The sequence below is a fragment of the Nocardiopsis coralliicola genome, from assembly GCF_054779695.1.
Map to the genome: position 1 here is coordinate 1 of NZ_BAAGXT010000025.1, position 18,132 is coordinate 18,132.

The 18,132-nt window shown below is 73.8% G+C and carries 24 protein-coding genes and 2 pseudogenes; 5 read left to right on the top strand and 21 right to left on the bottom strand.

Annotated features, from left to right (window positions below; genetic code table 11):
• Positions 1 to 270: pseudogene (locus ACYVGT_RS17405) on the bottom strand (hypothetical protein); the annotation flags it as partial.
• A 609-nt stretch (positions 271 to 879) separates the two neighbouring features.
• On the opposite strand from ACYVGT_RS17405, the gene ACYVGT_RS17410 reads away from it, so the two are divergent.
• On the top strand, positions 880 to 1,557 hold the full coding sequence (locus ACYVGT_RS17410) for a DNA alkylation repair protein (protein WP_460859580.1): 678 nt from the start codon (positions 880 to 882) through the stop codon (positions 1,555 to 1,557).
• Positions 1,558 to 1,773: 216 nt separating this feature from the next.
• Here the strand turns inward: ACYVGT_RS17410 and ACYVGT_RS17415 are convergent, their stop codons facing one another.
• The 6 genes and pseudogenes from ACYVGT_RS17415 to ACYVGT_RS17440 all read right to left on the bottom strand — a co-directional run.
• Positions 1,774 to 2,883 carry an aminotransferase class V-fold PLP-dependent enzyme gene (locus ACYVGT_RS17415; RefSeq protein ID WP_460859582.1) on the bottom strand — a complete coding sequence of 370 codons (1,110 nt, stop codon included), beginning with the start codon at positions 2,881 to 2,883 and terminating at the stop codon, positions 1,774 to 1,776.
• Positions 2,884 to 2,961: 78 nt separating this feature from the next.
• Positions 2,962 to 3,744: an SAM-dependent methyltransferase gene (locus tag ACYVGT_RS17420; RefSeq protein WP_460859584.1), complete on the bottom strand. Its 783-nt coding sequence runs from the start codon at positions 3,742 to 3,744 to the stop codon at positions 2,962 to 2,964.
• An 86-nt stretch (positions 3,745 to 3,830) separates the two neighbouring features.
• Complete coding sequence (locus ACYVGT_RS17425; RefSeq protein WP_460859586.1) at positions 3,831 to 4,643, bottom strand: NmrA family NAD(P)-binding protein; 813 nt, start codon at positions 4,641 to 4,643, stop codon at positions 3,831 to 3,833.
• 353 nt (positions 4,644 to 4,996) lie between these two features.
• Positions 4,997 to 5,200, bottom strand: a complete 204-nt coding sequence (locus ACYVGT_RS17430) for a DUF397 domain-containing protein (protein WP_460859588.1) — start codon at positions 5,198 to 5,200, stop codon at positions 4,997 to 4,999.
• Complete coding sequence (locus tag ACYVGT_RS17435; RefSeq protein WP_460859757.1) at positions 5,193 to 5,792, bottom strand: DUF5753 domain-containing protein; 600 nt, start codon at positions 5,790 to 5,792, stop codon at positions 5,193 to 5,195. The genes ACYVGT_RS17430 and ACYVGT_RS17435 overlap by 8 nt, the downstream gene beginning before the upstream one ends.
• 24 nt (positions 5,793 to 5,816) lie before the next feature.
• Positions 5,817 to 6,005 (bottom strand): annotated as a pseudogene (locus ACYVGT_RS17440) (helix-turn-helix domain-containing protein); the annotation flags it as partial.
• Positions 6,006 to 6,160: 155 nt separating this feature from the next.
• Between ACYVGT_RS17440 and ACYVGT_RS17445 the strand changes: the two are divergent.
• The gene (locus ACYVGT_RS17445) at positions 6,161 to 6,610 is read left to right on the top strand and encodes an ATP-binding protein (RefSeq protein ID WP_460859590.1); all 450 of its coding nucleotides are present in this window, start codon (positions 6,161 to 6,163) and stop codon (positions 6,608 to 6,610) included.
• 506 nt (positions 6,611 to 7,116) lie between these two features.
• Here the strand turns inward: ACYVGT_RS17445 and ACYVGT_RS17450 are convergent.
• Positions 7,117 to 8,571 (bottom strand): aminotransferase-like domain-containing protein, encoded by a 1,455-nt coding sequence (locus tag ACYVGT_RS17450; RefSeq protein WP_460859593.1) that lies wholly within the window; start codon positions 8,569 to 8,571, stop codon positions 7,117 to 7,119.
• On the opposite strand from ACYVGT_RS17450, the gene ACYVGT_RS17455 reads away from it, so the two are divergent.
• Positions 8,570 to 9,463 carry an EamA family transporter gene (locus ACYVGT_RS17455; RefSeq protein WP_460859597.1) on the top strand — a complete coding sequence of 298 codons (894 nt, stop codon included), beginning with the start codon at positions 8,570 to 8,572 and terminating at the stop codon, positions 9,461 to 9,463. The genes ACYVGT_RS17450 and ACYVGT_RS17455 overlap by 2 nt on opposite strands.
• A gap of 100 nt (positions 9,464 to 9,563) precedes the next feature.
• Positions 9,564 to 10,025, top strand: a complete 462-nt coding sequence (locus ACYVGT_RS17460) for a DUF2784 domain-containing protein (RefSeq protein ID WP_460859599.1) — start codon at positions 9,564 to 9,566, stop codon at positions 10,023 to 10,025.
• On the opposite strand, the gene ACYVGT_RS17465 is transcribed toward ACYVGT_RS17460, so the two are convergent.
• The 5 genes from ACYVGT_RS17465 to ACYVGT_RS17485 all read right to left on the bottom strand — a co-directional run bounded on the left by ACYVGT_RS17465 (position 9,986) and on the right by ACYVGT_RS17485 (position 13,220).
• Positions 9,986 to 10,735 (bottom strand): class I SAM-dependent methyltransferase, encoded by a 750-nt coding sequence (locus tag ACYVGT_RS17465; RefSeq protein WP_460859601.1) that lies wholly within the window; start codon positions 10,733 to 10,735, stop codon positions 9,986 to 9,988. The two genes, ACYVGT_RS17460 and ACYVGT_RS17465, sit on opposite strands and share 40 nt — an antisense overlap.
• A 47-nt stretch (positions 10,736 to 10,782) precedes the next feature.
• Positions 10,783 to 11,268: a DUF4188 domain-containing protein gene (locus ACYVGT_RS17470; RefSeq protein ID WP_460859603.1), complete on the bottom strand. Its 486-nt coding sequence runs from the start codon at positions 11,266 to 11,268 to the stop codon at positions 10,783 to 10,785.
• A 176-nt stretch (positions 11,269 to 11,444) separates the two neighbouring features.
• Complete coding sequence (locus tag ACYVGT_RS17475) at positions 11,445 to 12,062, bottom strand: RNHCP domain-containing protein (protein ID WP_460859605.1); 618 nt, start codon at positions 12,060 to 12,062, stop codon at positions 11,445 to 11,447.
• Positions 12,063 to 12,135: 73 nt separating this feature from the next.
• Positions 12,136 to 12,852: a histone deacetylase gene (locus ACYVGT_RS17480; protein ID WP_460859606.1), complete on the bottom strand. Its 717-nt coding sequence runs from the start codon at positions 12,850 to 12,852 to the stop codon at positions 12,136 to 12,138.
• 236 nt (positions 12,853 to 13,088) lie between these two features.
• Positions 13,089 to 13,220, bottom strand: coding sequence for a hypothetical protein (locus tag ACYVGT_RS17485; RefSeq protein WP_460859608.1), 132 nt, complete (start codon positions 13,218 to 13,220; stop codon positions 13,089 to 13,091).
• A gap of 432 nt (positions 13,221 to 13,652) precedes the next feature.
• Here ACYVGT_RS17485 and ACYVGT_RS17490 point away from each other — a divergent pair, with 432 nt between their 5' ends.
• On the top strand, positions 13,653 to 14,042 hold the full coding sequence (locus ACYVGT_RS17490) for a hypothetical protein (RefSeq protein ID WP_460859610.1): 390 nt from the start codon (positions 13,653 to 13,655) through the stop codon (positions 14,040 to 14,042).
• 7 nt (positions 14,043 to 14,049) lie between these two features.
• Here the strand turns inward: ACYVGT_RS17490 and ACYVGT_RS17495 are convergent, their stop codons facing one another.
• The 8 genes from ACYVGT_RS17495 to ACYVGT_RS17530 form a co-directional block, all read right to left on the bottom strand.
• The gene (locus tag ACYVGT_RS17495; protein ID WP_460859612.1) at positions 14,050 to 14,271 is read right to left on the bottom strand and encodes a hypothetical protein; all 222 of its coding nucleotides are present in this window, start codon (positions 14,269 to 14,271) and stop codon (positions 14,050 to 14,052) included.
• A gap of 264 nt (positions 14,272 to 14,535) precedes the next feature.
• Complete coding sequence (locus ACYVGT_RS17500) at positions 14,536 to 14,949, bottom strand: hypothetical protein (RefSeq protein WP_460859614.1); 414 nt, start codon at positions 14,947 to 14,949, stop codon at positions 14,536 to 14,538.
• 41 nt (positions 14,950 to 14,990) lie between these two features.
• Entirely contained in the window at positions 14,991 to 15,848 is an 858-nt protein-coding gene (locus ACYVGT_RS17505) for a phosphotransferase family protein (RefSeq protein WP_460859616.1), read from the bottom strand.
• A complete protein-coding gene (locus ACYVGT_RS17510; protein WP_460859619.1) occupies positions 15,803 to 16,717 on the bottom strand; it encodes a radical SAM protein in 915 nt (304 codons plus the stop codon). Before ACYVGT_RS17510 ends, ACYVGT_RS17505 begins: the two co-directional genes overlap by 46 nt.
• A gap of 27 nt (positions 16,718 to 16,744) precedes the next feature.
• Positions 16,745 to 16,954: a hypothetical protein gene (locus ACYVGT_RS17515; RefSeq protein ID WP_460859623.1), complete on the bottom strand. Its 210-nt coding sequence runs from the start codon at positions 16,952 to 16,954 to the stop codon at positions 16,745 to 16,747.
• A 214-nt stretch (positions 16,955 to 17,168) separates the two neighbouring features.
• On the bottom strand, positions 17,169 to 17,483 hold the full coding sequence (locus tag ACYVGT_RS17520; RefSeq protein WP_460859625.1) for a hypothetical protein: 315 nt from the start codon (positions 17,481 to 17,483) through the stop codon (positions 17,169 to 17,171).
• Between the two features lie 301 nt (positions 17,484 to 17,784).
• Positions 17,785 to 17,979 (bottom strand): hypothetical protein, encoded by a 195-nt coding sequence (locus ACYVGT_RS17525; RefSeq protein ID WP_460859628.1) that lies wholly within the window; start codon positions 17,977 to 17,979, stop codon positions 17,785 to 17,787.
• Positions 17,976 to 18,128: a hypothetical protein gene (locus ACYVGT_RS17530; RefSeq protein WP_460859630.1), complete on the bottom strand. Its 153-nt coding sequence runs from the start codon at positions 18,126 to 18,128 to the stop codon at positions 17,976 to 17,978. Before ACYVGT_RS17530 ends, ACYVGT_RS17525 begins: the two co-directional genes overlap by 4 nt.
• Positions 18,129 to 18,132: the final 4 nt, after the last annotated feature.

The window sequence follows — 18,132 nt, forward strand, 5'->3', positions numbered from 1 at the left end:
TCGGGCGGGCGGCGCGGCGGCGATGCCGAGCGCGGCCGCGCCCGCGGCGGCAGCGCCGCCGATCAGCACGGCGCGCCGCGTGGCGCCGAAGCGCCCGGTTCCCGGGACGGCGCCCGTACCGCCCGGGGCGGACAGGAGCGGGGCGGGCAGGGCGGGAACCAGCAGGGAGGGCGCTCTAGAGGGGAGCCGCGGGGGCGGGGCGAGGGCGGCGGGCAGGCGGTGCGGAGTGGGCGGGGAAGCGGGGGATTGCGGGTGCGGGACTCCCGGCATGCGCGCTCCTGGGACTCGGCGGGTGCCCGCCGCCCGCTGGGGCGGCGGTGCGGGACCGTGCTCCATCCCGCCATGGGGGACGGACGGTTCCAACCCCCACGCAATGAACATCAGAACCGCGAATGTGACGGATCAGTGACGTTTCGTGTCCGTCGGCGCGTCGCGCCCGGTCCCGCCGCCGGGCGCCGATCGCGTCCGGCCGGCCCGCGTCCGATTCCGGTCGAGAGCTTGCTTCCCGGCCCGGCAGATGCGCGGCTAGGAAAGCTTTCACCAGGCGTTATCCCATGCCCCCTGAGGTGCGGCGGGTCCCGCCCGGCGCTCCGGGCGCAGCACCGCAACGGTGCCGCAGCCGCCCCAGCCGCTGCGTCGGGGACGAGCGGGCGGCGCGCGATCCGGTCACGCTCCGCAACCGCGGGCCCGGTCAGCACGTCCCGGAGCGGAGGGCAGGGGCCCGGGTGGGGCAGCTCCCGAGGGGAAGGACCGGCGCGCCGGCAGTATTCTGCACCGTTCCCGGGAAAGTACACGCCACAGCCCTCCGCACATCATCCACGCCAGTAATCGAGCGAAGACGGGAACAACCCCCGGCCGACGGCGACAGAAGGCGATGCATTGACCGATCCCCATGCCCGGATTCACGCGGCCTTGCGCGGCCTGCACAGCCCCGCGGAGCGGGAGAAGATCGCCAAGCGGCTACCGGCCGAGAGCGGTGTGGACGCGATCGGTGTGCGGATGAAGCAAGTGTTCGACACCGCCAAGGAGTGGACGGACATCGACCTGCCCGATGTTGCCGGCCTGCTCTGCAGCAGGTGGTACGAAGTGCGTATGGTCGGTGTCTCGATCCTCGACTTCAAGGCGCGGCGCCGGGACCTGGACGACGACGGGCGGCACCGGCTCTACGCGACCTATCTGGGCAACCACGAGTTCATCAACCTCTGGGACTTCGTCGATCGGGCCGCTCCCCGCGTGGTCGGCTGGTACCTGCTCGACAAGTCGCGCCGGCCGCTGTTCGAGCTCGCCCGGTCGGCACGCCCGATCGAGCGCCGCACGGCGATCACCGCCTCCTTCTGGCTCATCCGGCAGAGCGATCTCGACGATCCGCTTGCCCTGGCCCGCCTTCTGCTCGACGATCCCAGCGACCTGGTCGCCCGACCGGTCGGAACCGCGCTGCGCGAGGTCGGCAAGATCGACCAGGGCCGCCTGCTCGACTTCCTCAGCGCACACCGCCACCGGATGAGCCGCCCTACCCTCCGCCTCGCGACCTCACTGCTCCCCGAGGAGGACCGTTGACCGCCTCAGGGGTGCGCAACGCCCGGACGCTCTGGCACTGCCCCCAGGGGGCGCAGATGGCGGGCGGCACCCTGCCGCTAGCCCCTGCCCCGGGTGCCTGCCGGATCGCTGCTGCGGCGCCGGTGAGCAGGTAGCCGCAGCTTCCGGCGGTTCCGCCGGGCACCGCGGTGGAGCGCCGGCCGCGCCCGGCGACCGGGGCGGAGCCGGCACGCCGGGTCACCGGAGTGCGCGCACCGCGCGGTCCACGTCGTCGTCGGTGTTGTACAGGTGGAAGGCGAGCCGTGTCCGGCCCGCGCGCTCGGTCACCGTGATCCCGGCGCGGGACAGGCGCTCGGCGGCGCCCGGCAGGTCGATCGCCGTGATCGCCGAGCCCAGCGGCTCCAGCCCGAGCTCGCCGCGGAAGCGGTCGGCCAGCGCCGTGTTGTGCGCGCCCACCTGCTCCACACCCGCTGCGACGAGCGCGGCCGTGCTCTGCGCTGCGGCGACCCCGGCGAACCAGTTGGGTGCGGCGTCGAACGCGCGCGCCGTCGCGGCGAGCTCCATGTCCGCGGCGTAGAACGACGACGCCGGCACCGCGGCCGCGGCGGGGTTGGCGGCCTGCGGGCGCAGTGCGGCCCGGACCTGCGGGGTGAGCACGGCGAACGCCAGCCCGCGCGGAGCCATCAGCCACTTGTAGGCCGAACCGACCAGCACGTCGGCGCCGATGCCGCCCAGCGGATACCAGCCGGCGGCCTGGGTGACGTCGGCGACGACCCGCGCCCCCGCGGCGCGCGCGGCCGCGGCGATGTCCGCCGCGGGGGCGATCGCTCCGTCGGCCGACTGCACGGGGCTGTAGGCGACGGTGTGCGTGCCCGGTTCCACCGCCTCGGCGAGCTTCGCCAGCGGCGCGCGGCGGACCGTGACACCGCGGTCGGCCTGCGCCAGCCAGGGGAACACGACCGAGGTGAACTCGCCCTCCGGCAGCAGCACCTCCGCACCGTCCGGCACTGACGCGGCGACCACGCCCACCAGCTGCGACGTTGCCGCGCCGAGGGCGGTGTCGTCCACCCGTGCGCCGGCGATGGCCGCCACGTTGGCCCGGGTGCGCTCCACCGCGGCGTCCCAGTCGCTGGGCGCGGCGGTGGCGGAGCCCCAGCCGGAGAGCGCCTCGTCGAGCGCGGCCCGGGCGTGCAGCGGAGGGATGCCGTACTGTGCGGTATTGAGCCAGGTGCGCTCCAGGTCCCACGCGGAGCCGCCCGCGGTGCGGCGCACGCTGCTGCCGGCGGCGGGCGGGGCCTCGGAGGACGTGTCATCGCGGCGCGCTCCGCCGCTCAGGCCGGTACTCATGGAGCCAGTATCGCGCCGGCGTGCCCGGAGCCGCAGACCGGGGCGGACCGCCGGGGGCGGACATCGCGGCGCCGAAGGTCAGGGTTTGCGGGCCACCGCGCAGAACTCGTCCACCGGCTCCGCGGAGCCGTCCGGCCCGGGACGCCACTCGGTGCAGGAGACGACACCGGGCTCCAGGATCTCCAGCTCCTCCAGCATCGCCGCGATCTCCTGGGGCGTGCGCGCCGTCAGCTTCGGCGTGCTGCTCTCGTTCCAGACCCGCACGACCTCGCGGGCGCGCTCGGGGTGCACGACCGCGGTGGGGTGGCTGATCGCCACGTGGCTGCCGGGGGCCAGCGCGGCCGACAGCCGGCCGATGGCACGGCGCACCTCGGCGCCGTCCTCGACGAAGTTGGCGACGCCGAGCAGCATCAGCCCGACCGGGCGGTCGAAATCGAGGGTGCGCGCCGCCTCGGTGAGGATCCGGTCGGGGTCGCGGAAGTCGGCGTGCACGTAGGCGGCCGCGCCCTCCGGGGTGCTCTGCAGCAGCCGGTCCGCTTGGGCGAGGACCAGCGGGTCGTGGTCGGTGTAGACGGTGCGGGCCTCCGGAGCGCACCGCTGGGCGACCTGGTGGGTGTTGTCGGCGGTGGGCAGGCCGGACCCGACGTCCAGGAACTGGCGGAGCCCCGCCTCGGCCGCCATGTACTGCACCGCACGGGCCAAGAACGCCCGGTCAGCCCGGGCGTTGTCGGCGATCTCCGGGAAGAACCCGCGGATCTGCTCGCCCATCGCCCGGTCGGCGGGGTAGTGGTCGTCGCCGCCGAGCCAGTAGTTCCAGATGCGCGCGCTGTGCGGCACGCGGGTGTCGATCGCCTCGCCCATCGGGTTCCCCCTCTCCCCGCGGCCGTCCCCCGCGGTGGGGGAACAGTAGCGCGCCGGACGCAGTCCGGGCAGCGCGCTGCAGCCCTTCAGCGGAACGCGGCGGCGTGGTCGGCCGCCCAGGCCGAGTAGGGCAGAGCGGGCCGCCCGAGGACCTCCAGCACGTCGCCGGTCACGTGGTCCATCCCCGATCCCTCCGCGCGCACGTCGAGCAGCCAGTCGGCGACCTCCGCCGGCATCGCCCCGTCCGCGGTCCACCGCTCCCGGGCCCCGGCGCTGCCGAGTTCGACCAGCCGCAGCGGCCGCCCGAGCGCTTCGGCGAGCTGCTCCACCAGTGTGCGGCGGCTCAGCGCCGCCGGCCCGGTCACCTCGTAGATGCGGTCGGCGGGGTGGTCGCCCAGCAGCAGCGCGGCGGCCATCGCGCCGATGTCGGCCTCGTGCACCACGGAGCTGCGGAAGTCGGCGAAGGGCTCGTAGACGGCCCCTTCGCTGCGGACCGCGCCGGCCCACTCCAGGGTGTTGGCCATGTACTCCCACGGCTCGACGTGCACGGTCGGCACGCCGGCTGCCCGCATCTGCTCGACGGCGTACTCGTCGCCTCCGCCCGGAACGGCGGTGGCGCGGCGCACCCCGGCGCGCGCGGCCGCCCGGGCGAAGGCCGGCGCCGCAGCGACGGTGGCGGCGTCGTGCAGGCTGATCAGGTGGATGCGGTCGACACCAGACAGGGCTGCGGGCCAGCTCGCGGGGTCGGTGAGGTCGCCGCCGGCGGCGACGGCCCCCCGCGGGAGCCCGGCGGTGCGCGGCCGCCGGGTCAGCGCGCGGACCTCCTCGCCCGCGTCGAGGAGGGCGCGGACGACATGGCGTCCGACAGTGCCGGTGGCGCCGGTCACCAGAGTCGTCATCGATGGCTCCGCTCGGGTCGGGGCGGAGGCGACATCCTGGCGCATCCGGGCGGCGTCCGTCTACAGGCCGCCTGCGATGTTCCACGTGGAACCGTTGACCTGCACAAAGGAAGGGAAAGCGGCGGATTCGGCGCCGATCGGGCGGAGCATCGGTGCGGGGCCGGCGCGCGCCGCAGGGAGGGCGGGGCGCCGGGCGCGGCGGGGGCGCGGCCGTACCGCCGGGCGGTGCGGTGCATCCGGTGCCGGGGCGCCGGCGGCGCGGTTCATTCGGCTGGAGGGTGCCGCCGCGGCGGGCTGATCGCGCGGGTCCGGGGCCGGGCAGCGCGCCGCGGGAAGTTCTGGCCGGAAGGGTCCTAGAGGCGCCGCTGCTGAGCGGCGGAGACGAAGGCCGCCCACTCTGCGGGCGGCAGGCGGAGCACCGCCCGCAGCGGATGGCGGCTGTCCCGCAGCAGCACCCCGTGGGGGCCGCCCCGGACCGGGTCCGGGGCGGCTTCCACGCAGTCGCCGCCCTTGGAGCTGCTGTAGGTGCTCTTGTGCCAGGCGAGGTGTTCAGTCAAGGCTCTCCCGGACCTTTCTGACGAGGTCCTCCGACTCCGCGGGTGGCAGGGCCACGGCGCGCAGGTCTTCGAAGGCCGCCGCGTACTCGGCGGGGGCATCCGGGTCGCGCGGGTCCTCCACCAGCAGCGACTTGTTGCGGGTCTCCAGCACCACCACCTGGCGGCCCTCCACGGTGAGCAGCTGGAAGCTGCCGTCGAGCCCGGGGTGCGGCGCGGTGGAGAGCCGCACGATCTGGATCGTGATGTTGCTGCTCGCGCCCACGTCGAGGAGGTGGTCGAGTTGCTTGGTCAAGGTCGCGTATCCCCCTACCGGGCGCGAGAGCACGCCCTCGTCCAGCACCACGAGCAGCTGCGGCCGGTCGTCGGCCCAGAGCAGGGCTTGGCGCCCCATCCGGCCGGTGACCAGGGCGTCGATGTGCGACATCGGCGAACGCGGGTAGCCGGACTGGAACTGGGCCCGGGCATAGCCCTCCACCTGCAGCAGGCCGGGCACCAGGCCCAGCTGGAACTGGCGGATCTCGCTGGCGCTGCGCTGCAGCCGGTCGATGTCGCGGAACCACTCCGGAATGCCCCCGCCAGTGGAATGGAGCATCCGCGAGACGACCCCGTTTGTGGCGAGCGCCGCATCAATCTGTTCTGCAATGTCTGGTTTGCACGATCTGACGCCGCGCTCGATCGCGCTGATCATCGCCGGCGAGATCGTGAGCCGTTTCGACAGCTGCTCGAGTGAAAATCCCCGAGACGTGCGGATCCGGCGAATGACGCGCCCGACGCGCAGCCACTCTTCCTTGACGTGGTCGCCCATCTCTACAGTTCAGCACAATTATTCGACGAGAGTCTACTTGGAAAAACGAAGCTCGCCATTTCCGTGTAATCGCTGGCCCCGCGGAGCCCGGAGCCGGGATGGTTGCTGCATTCGGCCCCGCACGGCGGGCAGGCAGACCGGCAGGAGAGCGATCCATGGCACCGCGACTGGCGCACCCGCGCCGCCCCCCGGCGCGCGGGTGCGTGCTGGCCTCGCGGTTCGTCCGAGGGTTCGCCGGTACGGGGCCGAACGTGCGCACCGCCCGGGACTGGGCGGCCCGCGCACTGGCAGGGCTGGGTCCCGATGCCGCCGAGACGGTACGGCTGCTCGTCGGCGAAGCGGTGACCAACGCCGTGGCGCACACCAGGTCGGGCGCACCCAACGGTGCGTTCGCCGTCGTCGTCGCGGTATCCGGGCGGCACGCCCGCATCGAGGTCCACGATGCGGGCGGTGCTGCGACCGAGCCCGCCCCGGCCGCTCCCGACCCCCTCAGTGAGAGCGGCCGGGGCGTCTCACTCATCAGCGTCCTCGCCGATGAGTGGGGTGTCCTGACCAGCCCGGCGTGCGGGGTGTACTTCACCCTGAGCCGTCCGGTCCGGTGGTGACCGGCCGGCCCGCGCTTCCCCCCGCGCGGTCAGGTCAGGCGGGGCCGCACCGTTCCCCCCGTGCGGCCCCGCCGTGTTTCTCTGCCGGTGCAGTATGGCAGGTGTACGGTGAATTTCCCGGGAATGCCGATTATTGCCGCATGTCCGTTTTTTCTGCCGGGGGCTAGGCGGCCGGGCGGCGCATTTCGGCAATGGTGCTCCGTGGTCATTTCGGGCGTATGTTCTGAAAATCGGCATAATGATTGACGTCCGGAGCGGGGGCGGAGAATCGGGTTCCGGCAGCCCGGGGAAATCGGATCCGATTCCGTTGCTCCGTCATTCTGCGGGGGCTGGACCGCCCCATTGGCCGGTGGCAGGTGTGTGCTGCCGCGTATCCGGCAGTGTCATCCGTGCGGCGGTGTCAACGGCCGCGACCACGGATCGGCGGCCTCCGCAACGGCTCCGCCACGGCTGTGCTGCCCGCGGGGCGCGGCCGCAGGGCCGGGCAGCCGCTGCTGCGCGCCTGCTCAGAGGGCCCCCGCCTGCTGCAGAGCGGTGCGCAGGCGGTGCACACCGTCGATGATCTCCGCGGTGCCCGCCGTGCCGAGGAAGGACAGGCGCAGCCGCGGGCCCGGCGGCTCGGAAGGGTGGAAGGGGCGTCCGGGGGCGACCGCGACGCCCGCCCGCGCCGCTGCCGCAGCGACGGCGGACTCGTCGGCCCCCTGCGGCAGGTGCAGCCACAGGTGCCCGCCGCCTCCGGGCAGGTGCGGGGCCGGCAGCTCGGGGAGGCCGGCCAGCAGCGCCGACGCCATCGCGGTGCGCCGTTCGGCCAGAGCCGTCCCGACCGCCCGCAGGTGGCGGCCCCACGCGGGAGAGGAGACCAGCTCCAGCGCGGCGTCCTGGAGCGGTCGCGGCACGAAGAACATGTCCACCACCTGGATGGCGCGCAGCCGCCGCACCACCGGGCCGCGCGCGGCGAGCGCACCCACCCGCAGGCTCGGTGACGTCGCCTTGGTCAGCGAGCGCACGTGCACCACGGTGCCGTGCTCGTCCTGTGCGGCCAGTGGCGGCGGCTGCGCGCCGGAGTCGGCGTGGGCGAGGTGGCGCGCGAAGTCGTCCTCGACGATGAACGCGCCCGCATCGCGCGCGATCCGGAGGACCTCGCTGCGGCGGTGCGGCGCGAGTACCGCCCCCGTCGGGTTGTGGAAGAGCGGCTGGCACACGAGTGCGCGGGCGCCGGTCGACGCGAACGCCTCGGCGAGCAGGTCGGTGCGCAGGCCGTCGGCGTCGACCGGCACCGGAACCGGGCGCGCGCCCGACGCGCGCGCCACCGCCAGGAGCCCCGGATAGGTCGGCGACTCCACCAGCACGGCAGCGCCGGGTGGGGTGAGAGCGCGCAGCGCCGTCGCCAGCGCGCTCTGCCCGCCCGCGGTGACCAGGACCCCGGAGGCGTCGAGCAGCCCGGACGCCCCGCCGATCTCGCGCGCGAACCAGTGCCGCAGCTCCGCCACGCCCTCGACGGGCGGGCGGTCCCAGGCGCCGGGGCGGCGGCCGGCGCGGGCCAGGGCCGCACTGAGGGCGCGCTCCGGGACCAGCGCCGAGTGCAGATAGCCGCCGCTGAAGCTGACCGTCCCCGGCGGTGGAGCGGTGAGCGTCGCCAGCACGCCGCTGTCGTCGACGACGCGGGGCAGCGACTCGCCGCCGGCTCCGGCCGGCTCTGCGCTGAGGGCGACCTCCTGCCAGGAGGTGTCGCCGCCCCGGGCCGGACCGCCGGCCCGGGCGCGGAACGCCCCGGCACCCGGCCGCGTGGTGACCAGCCCCTCTGCGGCCAGTAGCGCCACCGCACGGGACACCGTCACCGGGCTGACACCGAACCGCTCGACCAGCTTCCGGCTGGACGGCAGCTTCTCGCCAGGAGAGTAGCGGATGAGCTCCTGGCGCAGAGACGCCGCCAGATCGCCCACACTGCTACTCTTTTTCATGAGAGTAGATAATAGCGCTACCGTTCCGAGTTCGGTAGCGGTCCGCACCGGAACGCTCGCGGCGGTGCTCGGCGTCGCCGGCTTCTCGCTGATCCTGCCGGCGACCCAGTGGGCCTTCACCGGGTTCGGGCCCTGGACCACTACCGGCCTGCGCGCCACCCTGGCCGGCGCCGCGGCAGCCCTCTACCTCTGGTCGGTGCGGGCGCCGCGCCCGCAGCGGGCCGACCTGCCCGGCCTGGCTGTCGTGGCGGTGGGCTGCGTGCTCGGCTTCCCGCTACTCACCACACTCGCGCTGGTCACCACGGCGACCGCGGACGCGGCCGTGGTGATCGGCGCACTGCCGCTGGCGACCGCCGCCCTCGCGTCCCTGCGCAGCGGCATCCGCCATTCGCCGCTGTTCTGGTGCGCCGCAGTCGCCGGCGCGGTTGTGATCACCGCGTTCACCCTGGTCCGGACGGGTTTCTCACCGGGAGCGGCCGACCTGCTGCTGGTGGCCGCGGTCGCGGTCTGCGCCGCCGGCTACGCCGAGGGCGGACGGCTCGCCGGGCGCATGCCGGGCGGGCACGTCATCGCCTGGGCACTCGTGGCCTGCCTGCCGGCCGGCTGCGCGGTGGCCGCGTTCGGCCTGTCCGCCGAGCCGGCCGACCCGGGGCCGTTCGCCCTGGCCGGAGTGGCCTACCTCGCCCTCGCCGGGCAGTTCGGCGCCTTCATCGCCTGGTACGCCGGCATGGCGCGGATCGGCGTCGCCCGGGCAGGGCAGGTGCAGCTCGCGCAGCCGCTGCTGACCATGGCGGCGGCGGTCGTCCTGCTGGGTGAGGCCCTGCCGCCGGCGGCTCCGGCGGCGGCCCTGGCGGTCCTGGCATGCATCGCCGTGACGCAGCGCGCCCGGTGAGGGTACGGGGGCCGGGGCGCCGGCGGTCGAGCAGGACCTGCACCGGGAACTGAGTACGCATACCGATGCTGCGCTGACGTGCCGGATCTAGCGTCGGAGCATGCTCTACACCACCGCGGGCACGGTCGCTGCCGCCCTCCACTTCGCGTTCCTGGCCTTCGTCGTCTTCGGCGGGTTCCTCGCCTGGCGCTGGCCGCGCCTGCTGGTCCTGCACGCGGCCGTCGCCGCCTACGCGCTCGGCATCGTCATCGTGGGCTGGCCGTGCTTCCTCACCGAGATCGAGAACTGGGCCCGGGCCGGCCTCGGCCAGCCGGTCATGCACAACGGCTTCATCGACCACTACCTCACCGGCACCCTCTATCCCCCGGATCACCTGCTCACTTCGCGCATCGTGATGGGGGCGGTCATCGCGGTGTCCTGGGCCGCGGCGCTGGTGCGCCACGGGGGTGCACTCCGCGCGCCGCTCGCGGGCGGCCGCGCGGACGCGGGCGCCCCGGCTGCAGGCAGCGGCGCCGGCGGTGCTCAGCCGGTGCGCACCGCGCGGATCCGCAGCCGCCGGTAGTCGGCGTACCAGCGCCCGCCGCGGAAGAGGTCCGGCCGGAGCCGCTCGGCGATCCGCTCGCCGAGGGCGGCCGGCTCGGGGGCGCCCGCGGTCAGGTGCGGCGCGAACATGTCCAGCCAGGTGGTGAGCGCGTCGGGTCCGTCCAACGGCGTCGGCCGCTCGAACAGCCGCGCCTCGACCACCTCGAATCCGGCCCCCTCCAGGACCGCGGTGTACTCGGCGATCCCCGGGAAGTACCACGGCGACGCGGGCGCGGGCAGCCCCTGCTCAGCGCGGACCGCGCGGGCCGCGGCCTCGATGGCGGCGACGTTTCCGGCCCCGCCCAGCTCGGCGGCGAGGCGGGTGCCGCGGCGCAGCGCGCCCGCGAGGGCGGCGGCCGCGCGGCCCGCCTCCGGAATCCAGTGCAGCACCGCGTTGCTGAGCACCGCGTCGAAGCCGGACTCCTCCAGGGTGCGCAGGTCGCCGACGCGCAGATCCAGGCCGGGGAAGCGGGCGCGGCCCCGCTCCACCATCTCCGCGCTGGCGTCCACGCCGACCACGTCGGCGCCCGCCTCGGCCAGCTGCGCCGCGTGCTCGCCGGTGCCGCACCCCGCGTCCAGGATGCGCTCGCCGGGTTGCGGCGCGAGCGCGCCGATCAGCTCCGTGCCGTAGGCGGCGACGAAGCCGTGCCGGGTGTCGTACAGGTGGGCGTTCCATGCGGGTCCGGTCATGGTCGGAACCTAACCCGGATGCCCGGAGTATGGAACTCGTGTCTCAATTATTGATACGTCGCCCCGTGGCGCATGCGCTCCCGGGCGGCGGCCGCTGACCGGCGTACCGGGATCTGCTCGGTGGCCCGGGCCAGTCCCATCGGCGGAGTGGCGCTGTAGACCGACTCGGCGCGGGCCACCAGGTAGGTCTCATGCCAGATGCCGACCGCGCCCGGCGCGCGTGCCGCCCTCCGGTTGAAGGCGCGCCATGCGGGCCGGTGCTTCGCCTGGGTGTCGCTCGCATAGGCGTAGAGCTTGTCCAGCGAGTTCCAGTACTGGATCACCGTGGGGTGGCCGCCCTCCAGGGTGAGCCGGTAGCCGAGCATGCCGGAGTCGGGGTCGGCGGACAGCTCGCGCAGCATGGCCGGCATCGCGCGAAAGGGGGGAAGCCACTGGTCGGGGCGGTGCGGGCGGTTGATCGTCATCCCGATGAGGAAGACGACGAGCTCGCCCTCGTGGCGGTGGGTGGTGCGGCTCAGGGTCTTTCGGGCCACGGCGGCCTCCAATTGGATAGTCGAACTCTCCGTTAATGGATAGTTTGACTATCCAATGGAGGGAGGGCGAGGCCGTGGCCGGATGCGGCCGGGATCGGGGGAGGCCGGAAGCTGCCGCGGGCCCGGCGCGGGAACGTGCCGGGCCCGCGGTGCAGGCGTGCCTCAGGGCGCTTCCGCTACAGCTGTGCCAAGTGCTCGAGCGGGAACGGCGGAGCGGCCAGCGGCCGGGTCGCCATGCGCATGAGCATCAGCGGGTTGTCGTCGCCCGCGCTGCGGTTGGCCGACAGGGCGTCGCAGCGGGAGCATCGGTGGATGATCACCCATTCGCCATTGCCGCGTACCGAGATCGCGATCGGCTCCATGCGCGCGCCGCAGTCGGCGGCCCGGTCGCCCGGGACGTCGTCGTCGACGTGCTTGCTGTACAGGCACTGCGGGCAGTGGTTGCGGTGCCGGGTACCGGGAGCGTCCATCGCGACATCGAGGCGGCAGTGGGCGCAGCGGAAGGATTCTGGACCGCGCGGACGGCGCGATCGTGCGGAATCGTGTCGTGGGGACACGGGGACTCCTCGCGGAGAGATACGGGAACGGTCGTCGTGATCCGCACCGCCTCCGCCGCAAGGGCAGTGGACAGGGACTCGGCGCACTGCGGCCGCCGCTGCGGACGCCCGCCCGTCCGGGTCGGGTTCCGCGGGGCCGGATCGCCGCGCGCTACCGGGCCGTGAGCGCCCTCGCGTCAGAGACGGGGGTCGCTTCCCGGGGGGTTCCCCACCGCTTACTGCACATAGTGGCGTCACGCTTCCTTCGCGCCGTGGACTAGGGACGCAGGCGGTGTGCGGCGCTCACCTGCGCCACCACCTGCGCCGACCATCAAACGCGAGGCGGCGCGGGCGGCGCAACAGGTTTTCCGGCGGGCGCTCCGGAGCCGGCGCCCTGTCCCGGTTCGAGAAGAGCAGCGGCCTGGGCTGCGCTCCAGGTGCCCCGCGCCCCCGGTCGGCCGGCGAGGTAGGCGCCGGTTCGCTCGGCGCCCCACCGGTGTACGGCGGCCAGGCCGCGGCCGATGGTGCGGAGGTAGGCGGCCGAGGGCGCGCGGTGCTCGACCGCGCCGGCGGGCCAGTGCGCGGTGAACGTCAGCAGCGGCCGGCCGCCGATCGCACCGCAGAGCAGAAGCGTCTCGTAGCGCCCCTCACCCAGTACGGCTCGGCCGGTGGCCAGGGCCTCCCGCGGGTCGGGCCCCGCGCCGGGCGCCCGGTACATCTCCTGGGCGGCGATGTCGGAGAACTGCCCGGCGGTGACCAGGTAGGCGCGGGCGGGGGCGGCGCCGGGCAGCGCCGCGTCGAGCATCGCCAGACCGCCGCCCCACATCGGCGAATCCAGCCCGAAGTAGACGCCGCCGGGCAGCCACACCGCCGCCTGCGCGCGCGGCGGTGTCCGGTCCCGGCAGCCGGGGTTGGCCCTCGTGCCGCCCGGCGGCGTGCCTCCGGCCACGTAGCAGGCGAACCGCTCCCACGCCGCGTTCGCCCCGTAGCCGGCGTACCAGACCAGCCCGTCCCCGATCGGACCGCTCTCCGTATGCCCGCCGCCCATCGGCCCTCCCGCACTCTCGCCGCCCCCGACAGGATCCCGCCCCGGCCCGGCTGAAGCCAAGGGAAGGCTCCCCGCGCAGGCGGGAGCGGCCCGCGGCGGCTCCGGTGGTGAACCAGGGCCCCAGGGCGAACATGTCCCGGCGGGAAGTGCGGTCGGGGAGCCGCCCGGACCGATGAGGCCGGTCGCCGCTCTACCGCTGGCCGGATGGCCCCGGCGGGTTGATGTGATGGGCTCTGTCAGGCCCAGTCGGGCCCGTCCTCGGCGGCCTCGTCTTCGTCCTGCTCCGTGCGCTCGACTTCATCGGGGGGCGGTCCCTCGTCGGGTTCATCACCGGTCGGGCTGATTCGGTCCACGACCCGCAGTGCCATTCGGGGCTCCCTTCCGGGCTTTCTGCCCACTGTGCGCTCGGGCCGGTCTGGGCACAAGGCCCGGATGCGGTCGTCATCGAGGGCACCGTGCACCCATCGTTCCCGCTGCGCCCGCGCGATGTGGCCATGATGCGGTCAGGCGCTGCATCTTTCCGATAACGCCGCGCGTCGTCGCAGGTAGGCTCTTGTGGCTCCCGCGCATGCGGGAATGGACCGGGCTGCGAATTGTCGTTGTTCGCGGAGTTCATGTGGCTCCCGCGCATGCGGGAATGGACCGAGCCGGATGTTGATGCCGTAGGCGTTGATATCGTGGCTCCCGCGCATGCGGGAATGGACCGGGTTCGCGCATTGTCCGCGAACACGGTCTTGAGTGGCTCCCGCGCATGCGGGAATGGACCGGTCCTGCCCGAGTCGTTCACCCTGCGGGCGGACGTGGAGATCCTGGAATCGCCCGCGTCATCGAACTCGGCGCAGATCCTCCTATCCGAGTCCGACGCCGGGTACAGCGACGTGGAGCAGAACCTCTACTCCTACAACCTGCTGGTCAGGGCAAACGGCAACCTGGACCTCTACCGGTGCGACAAGCCCGGAGCAACCAAACTCGGAGGAGCCACCTCTCCCGCCCCCACCGTGTCCCCGACCGCGCCCACCCGGGTGACGGTGGAGATCACGGTGATGCCCACGACGATCGCGTTCCGGCGGGTCGATACGGCGTCGTCCCCCGCGACGGTGACCGCCACGGACGCGACGTTCCGCGGCCTGGTGCTCGGGGTGGGGGTGCGGTCCGCGCGGGCCCGGTTCTCCAACCTGCGGCTCGTGTAGCCGGGGCCTAGAGGTGCAGCGAACCGGAGATGTGGCCGGCCTGGATCACGCGGCCGCTGACGGTCCCGCCGCTGATGGTGTTGCGGACGCCGCGTTTCGGAGCGTCATCGTCGCCCAGGTGGCCGACCTGGGTGATTTCGCCTTCTACGGTGCCGTCCGTCGCGATGGTGTTCTCGACGCCGTCATCGTCGTCGGCGTGCTGGTGTCCGTATGCCGTGTGTCTACCCATGGGGCGCAGGCTACGAGAGGGGCCGCTGCGACGATCGACGGGCCCCTAGGATTGTGCCGTCCCGCACCCACTGGGCCGGGGTGTGCTTCGCGTGTCGTCCTATGGCCTGCCGGAATGCCTGCCTACCGTGGAGGTTAGCGGCGGGCGCGGCCTTCCAGCGGTGGGCTTTCCCAGGCGTCCGCCGCACCATCCCTGCGCGGTCGCCACCACGCAGCACCGCCCCGCACCCGGTTGGGTGCGGGGCGGCTTTTCGTGCGTCCGGGGTCAGGCGCGGGGCTGGTGCGAGTCGAGCATGTGCCGGGGAAGGCCGCGGCGCCACTCGGCGCGTAGCAGCGCGACACGGCGCTGCAGTTCGGGCGCCGGCGTCTCGGTGTCGACCGGGACCTGGAGCCCGCGGATCAGCTCGATGTCTTCGGTGGGGAGTAGTTCGTCCAGGTCTGTTGGCTCGATCACTGCGGACAGCGACAACGGCGTGTCGATCTCGTCCCGGCCTCGGGCGTCGAGCATGGCGCTGATCGTGCGTCCGGCGATGAGCGCGGCGCCCTTGGGATGCGTGGACAGCGAGTCCACGGCCCGCGTCAGGTGCGCGGGACAGATATGGGCAACCCACGCGGCCACCGCGGTCGGGTAGTCGTGGCGGGCGCGGGACGGCGCCGGCATGATCCAGTCCTCGGACATGCCCCTAGTGTGCCCGGCCTGGTCAGACGTCCACCCGCGGGTCAGCTCGTCGGCGCGATCACGCCGCGGTGCGCGGCCCAGGCCCGTGCCGCCTCTGCCATCGCGCCCAGCCAGTACACGTCGGGGTAGGCGTCGGCCAGGTGGCCGCGAAGGCGGGCGTCAGCCCGCGCGATCGCGTCGGCCGCCTCCGCATCCGCGCGCGCCCACACGTCGGTGCCCGCGATCCACGCCTCCGCCGAAGCCGGGGTGTGGCCGGAGGAGACCAGCTGGACGGCGAGGCACGTCGGGCCGATCGCGGGGGAGCCGACGGTGGGCCATTCCCAGTCGATAACCCAGCACCAGCCGTCGACGTCGTCGACCAGGACGTTCTCGGGCTGGATGTCGGTGTAGGTGAGCGTAGCCCCGCGCAGGAGTTCGGGGGCGTCGGTGACCGCGTCCCATCGGGTCTCGGTCCAGGCGGCCGCGGCGGCAGGCACGGGGGTGGCGGCGATGGCGTCGAGTGCGGCGACGACGAGCGGCAGGTCGCTGGAGCCGGGCGCGAAATCCGCCTTCCTGCCGTGGATCGCTTCGTAGCCCAGCACGAACCATTCATCGTCGACCGCGGTCCAGCGCAGGCGCGGCGCGATGCCGGCGACCGCGGGGTTGATCTGGCCCTCGCGGACGACGGAGTCCAGGTGGCCGCCAGCCCTGTGGGGGACGGACTTGATGAATGTTCGCTCGCCGTCGTAGCCGGTGACGATGGCGGTGGTGGCGCCGGAGTGGCCGCCGGAGATGGGCGCCACCTCGGCGAGGGGCCCGGTGTGGTCCTCGACGAGGTGGCGGATCTGCTCGATTCCGATGGTGGTCTCCTGGATCAGGATCGGGGTCCGCAGCCGCTGCCCGGGCCTCCGGGGCGGCACCAGTGGTCGGGGTCGCAACCTGGGGAGTTGTCGGGGTCGCAGTTGTCATCGTCGTCGGGGTCGCAGCCGCGCGCGGCCCGCGGGTGGGCGTGCCGGATCTCCTCTGCGGCGGCGGCGAACCGCGGACCAGCCAGGATATCGGCGAGGGGTTCCTCGCGGGCGTCGCCGGTGGCCATCCAGGACGACATGATGCAGGGGGTCACGGTCCCTTCGGGGCCGATGGCGGCGCGGCCCTGCCCGCAGTGTCCGCACAGCCCGTCGACGCAGGGCTCGGAGTCCTGTTCGGCGCCGCGGCCGAACGGGCGCACCCGGTCGACGCCGACGCGTTCGACGCCGAGCGCTTCGAGGTCGCGGACCGCATCGGTGGCGTCCGATCCCTCCGGGACGACGACGCCGACCCGCAGCGACACCCCGCGCGCCACGGCCTTCGCGATGTTGTCGCGGGTGCGCGCGTGGGACGGTCGTCCGGTCATCGCGTTGTGGGCTGCGGGGTCGGCGGCGTAGTAGGAGGTGGCCAGCCGCGCGCCGGGCCGGGCGAGCAGCGCCCACCAGGCGTTGGGGACGCGCACCAGGTTGGAGTACACCTCCACCTCCATCCCCGCTCCGAGTGCGCAGTCGGCCACCGCGAGCGCATCCGGGTGCAGCGTCGGCTCGCCGCCGATGAGCTGGATCAGCTCGACGCCGCCGGCGGCGGCCTGTTCGACCACCGAGAGCCAGTCCGCGCGGGTCATGGTGCCGTGGTCGCCGTCGGGGCCGGAGGCGTTGTAGCAGTGCGTGCAGGCCAGCTGGCACTTTCGCGTGAGGTCGAGCCAGAGCATGCGGGTCGTGGGTCTGGTCGTCGGGGTGGGTGCTTCAGGGGTCAGGGTCATCTGTTCTCCCATCTGCTCTGCGGGTCGCTACTTCTTCGCCACCAGCTTCAGGCCCCGGCATTCGGGGCATTCCCGGTACTCCTGCCAGCGCTCCGGCGGGTCGCTCATCAGCGGCCTGATTTCGCCCTGCCCGCCGCAGTTGGGGCAGGGCTGCAGCTCGATCTCGTCGGAGGGCACGGCTAGTACGTGGTCCAGCCGGTGCCGCCGCACTCCGGACAGATCGCTTCGTGTTCCCATCCGGGTTCTGGCGGAGGGCCGTCCTCTCGGCCGGTGCCGCGGCAGTTGCGGCACGTCTCCTCCTCCTTGGCCATGGGGAGCATCGTCGTTGCGCAGGGGGCTTGCATCAGGTCCTCTTCGGCGTCGCGGCGTCGGTCGGGGAGTCCCGGCCCGGGGCGCTGGATCCCCGGGCCGGGTGCCGTGCCCAACTCCAGCGGGCACGGCGGCTTGGGGGTTACTGGCTCCTGCTGCTCTTGCGGGCGGCGCGGGCTCGGCGCGCCGCGCGGCGTCCGGCGGTGCGCAGGCACCGGCAGTAGGTCAGTTCAGCGATCGTCGCGACGGGCCACACCAGCACGGTTAGCCCGGATGCGACGGCGTGGATCCATGCGGGGGCGGCGTCCTGCTCCTGCCACGTCGTGATTTGCTGCGCGCACACTGGCGTGCAGCCGTCTGCGGCGTCGAGGTGCTCGGGGTCGAGGCCGCTCGCCAGCGAGGTGACGCCGATGGCGAGGTAGAGCGTGGCGATGCCGAGTCCGATCGAGGGGGTCATATCCGTCCTGCTGGTCTAGGGGGTGGCCCGGCCCGGGGTGTGCAAGCCCGGGCCGGGGTGCCACGCGGTCCTGACTCCGCGCGGCGTCTGTGGCCCCGGCCCGAGTGATGGAGGGCACCCGGGCCGGGGCGGTGTGCCGCGCCTCTCTCCTGGCGGCGGCATGAGCCCGGAGCTCTCACCCTCCGGGCGGCGCCGCACACGCAGAGGCGCGGCGCTCTGGGGTCCCCGCCCCGGAGGGGAAACGTGGTTCCAGGGCGGGGACGGTCCGGCCCGCCCCACCGGGGGGAGGGGAGAGCCGGAGTCATCGCAGGTCCCACCAGTAGGCGGAGACCTCGGAACCGTCGTCGCGGCGCAGTACGACGACGGCGAGCCCGTTCGACCACGGGCTGTCCACGTAGCCGGCGACGGTCCAGTCTTCGCCGCGGTAGTGGGCACGCTCGCCGACTGGCCACGTCCGTTTCAGCTCGGCGAGGGTGTAGTGCACGGAGGTCATCACGCTGCCTCCTGTGCAGCGAGCCACGCGCGGACCGCGCCGGTGAGCCGATCGGTGTCGGCGGCATCGACCGCGGCGTCCCGCTCGGCGGGGGAGGTGGCGCGGATGGTGCGCTCGACCGCGCCCGTGCTCCGCTCGACCAGTACGGCCACGCAG

Coding starts and splice junctions, on each gene's coding strand:
- ACYVGT_RS17415 (WP_460859582.1), bottom strand. CDS start 2,883: ATGAGTACCGGCCTGAGCGGCGGAGCGCGCCGCGATGACACGTCCTCC.
- ACYVGT_RS17420 (WP_460859584.1), bottom strand. CDS start 3,744: ATGGGCGAGGCGATCGACACCCGCGTGCCGCACAGCGCGCGCATCTGG.
- ACYVGT_RS17425 (WP_460859586.1), bottom strand. CDS start 4,643: ATGACGACTCTGGTGACCGGCGCCACCGGCACTGTCGGACGCCATGTC.
- ACYVGT_RS17435 (WP_460859757.1), bottom strand. CDS start 5,792: ATGCTCCATTCCACTGGCGGGGGCATTCCGGAGTGGTTCCGCGACATC.
- ACYVGT_RS17445 (WP_460859590.1), top strand. CDS start 6,161: ATGGCACCGCGACTGGCGCACCCGCGCCGCCCCCCGGCGCGCGGGTGC.
- ACYVGT_RS17455 (WP_460859597.1), top strand. CDS start 8,570: ATGAGAGTAGATAATAGCGCTACCGTTCCGAGTTCGGTAGCGGTCCGC.
- ACYVGT_RS17450 (WP_460859593.1), bottom strand. CDS start 8,571: ATGAAAAAGAGTAGCAGTGTGGGCGATCTGGCGGCGTCTCTGCGCCAG.
- ACYVGT_RS17460 (WP_460859599.1), top strand. CDS start 9,564: ATGCTCTACACCACCGCGGGCACGGTCGCTGCCGCCCTCCACTTCGCG.
- ACYVGT_RS17465 (WP_460859601.1), bottom strand. CDS start 10,735: ATGACCGGACCCGCATGGAACGCCCACCTGTACGACACCCGGCACGGC.
- ACYVGT_RS17480 (WP_460859606.1), bottom strand. CDS start 12,852: ATGGGCGGCGGGCATACGGAGAGCGGTCCGATCGGGGACGGGCTGGTC.
- ACYVGT_RS17485 (WP_460859608.1), bottom strand. CDS start 13,220: ATGGCACTGCGGGTCGTGGACCGAATCAGCCCGACCGGTGATGAACCC.
- ACYVGT_RS17495 (WP_460859612.1), bottom strand. CDS start 14,271: ATGGGTAGACACACGGCATACGGACACCAGCACGCCGACGACGATGAC.
- ACYVGT_RS17500 (WP_460859614.1), bottom strand. CDS start 14,949: ATGTCCGAGGACTGGATCATGCCGGCGCCGTCCCGCGCCCGCCACGAC.
- ACYVGT_RS17510 (WP_460859619.1), bottom strand. CDS start 16,717: ATGACCCTGACCCCTGAAGCACCCACCCCGACGACCAGACCCACGACC.
- ACYVGT_RS17515 (WP_460859623.1), bottom strand. CDS start 16,954: ATGGGAACACGAAGCGATCTGTCCGGAGTGCGGCGGCACCGGCTGGAC.
- ACYVGT_RS17520 (WP_460859625.1), bottom strand. CDS start 17,483: ATGACCCCCTCGATCGGACTCGGCATCGCCACGCTCTACCTCGCCATC.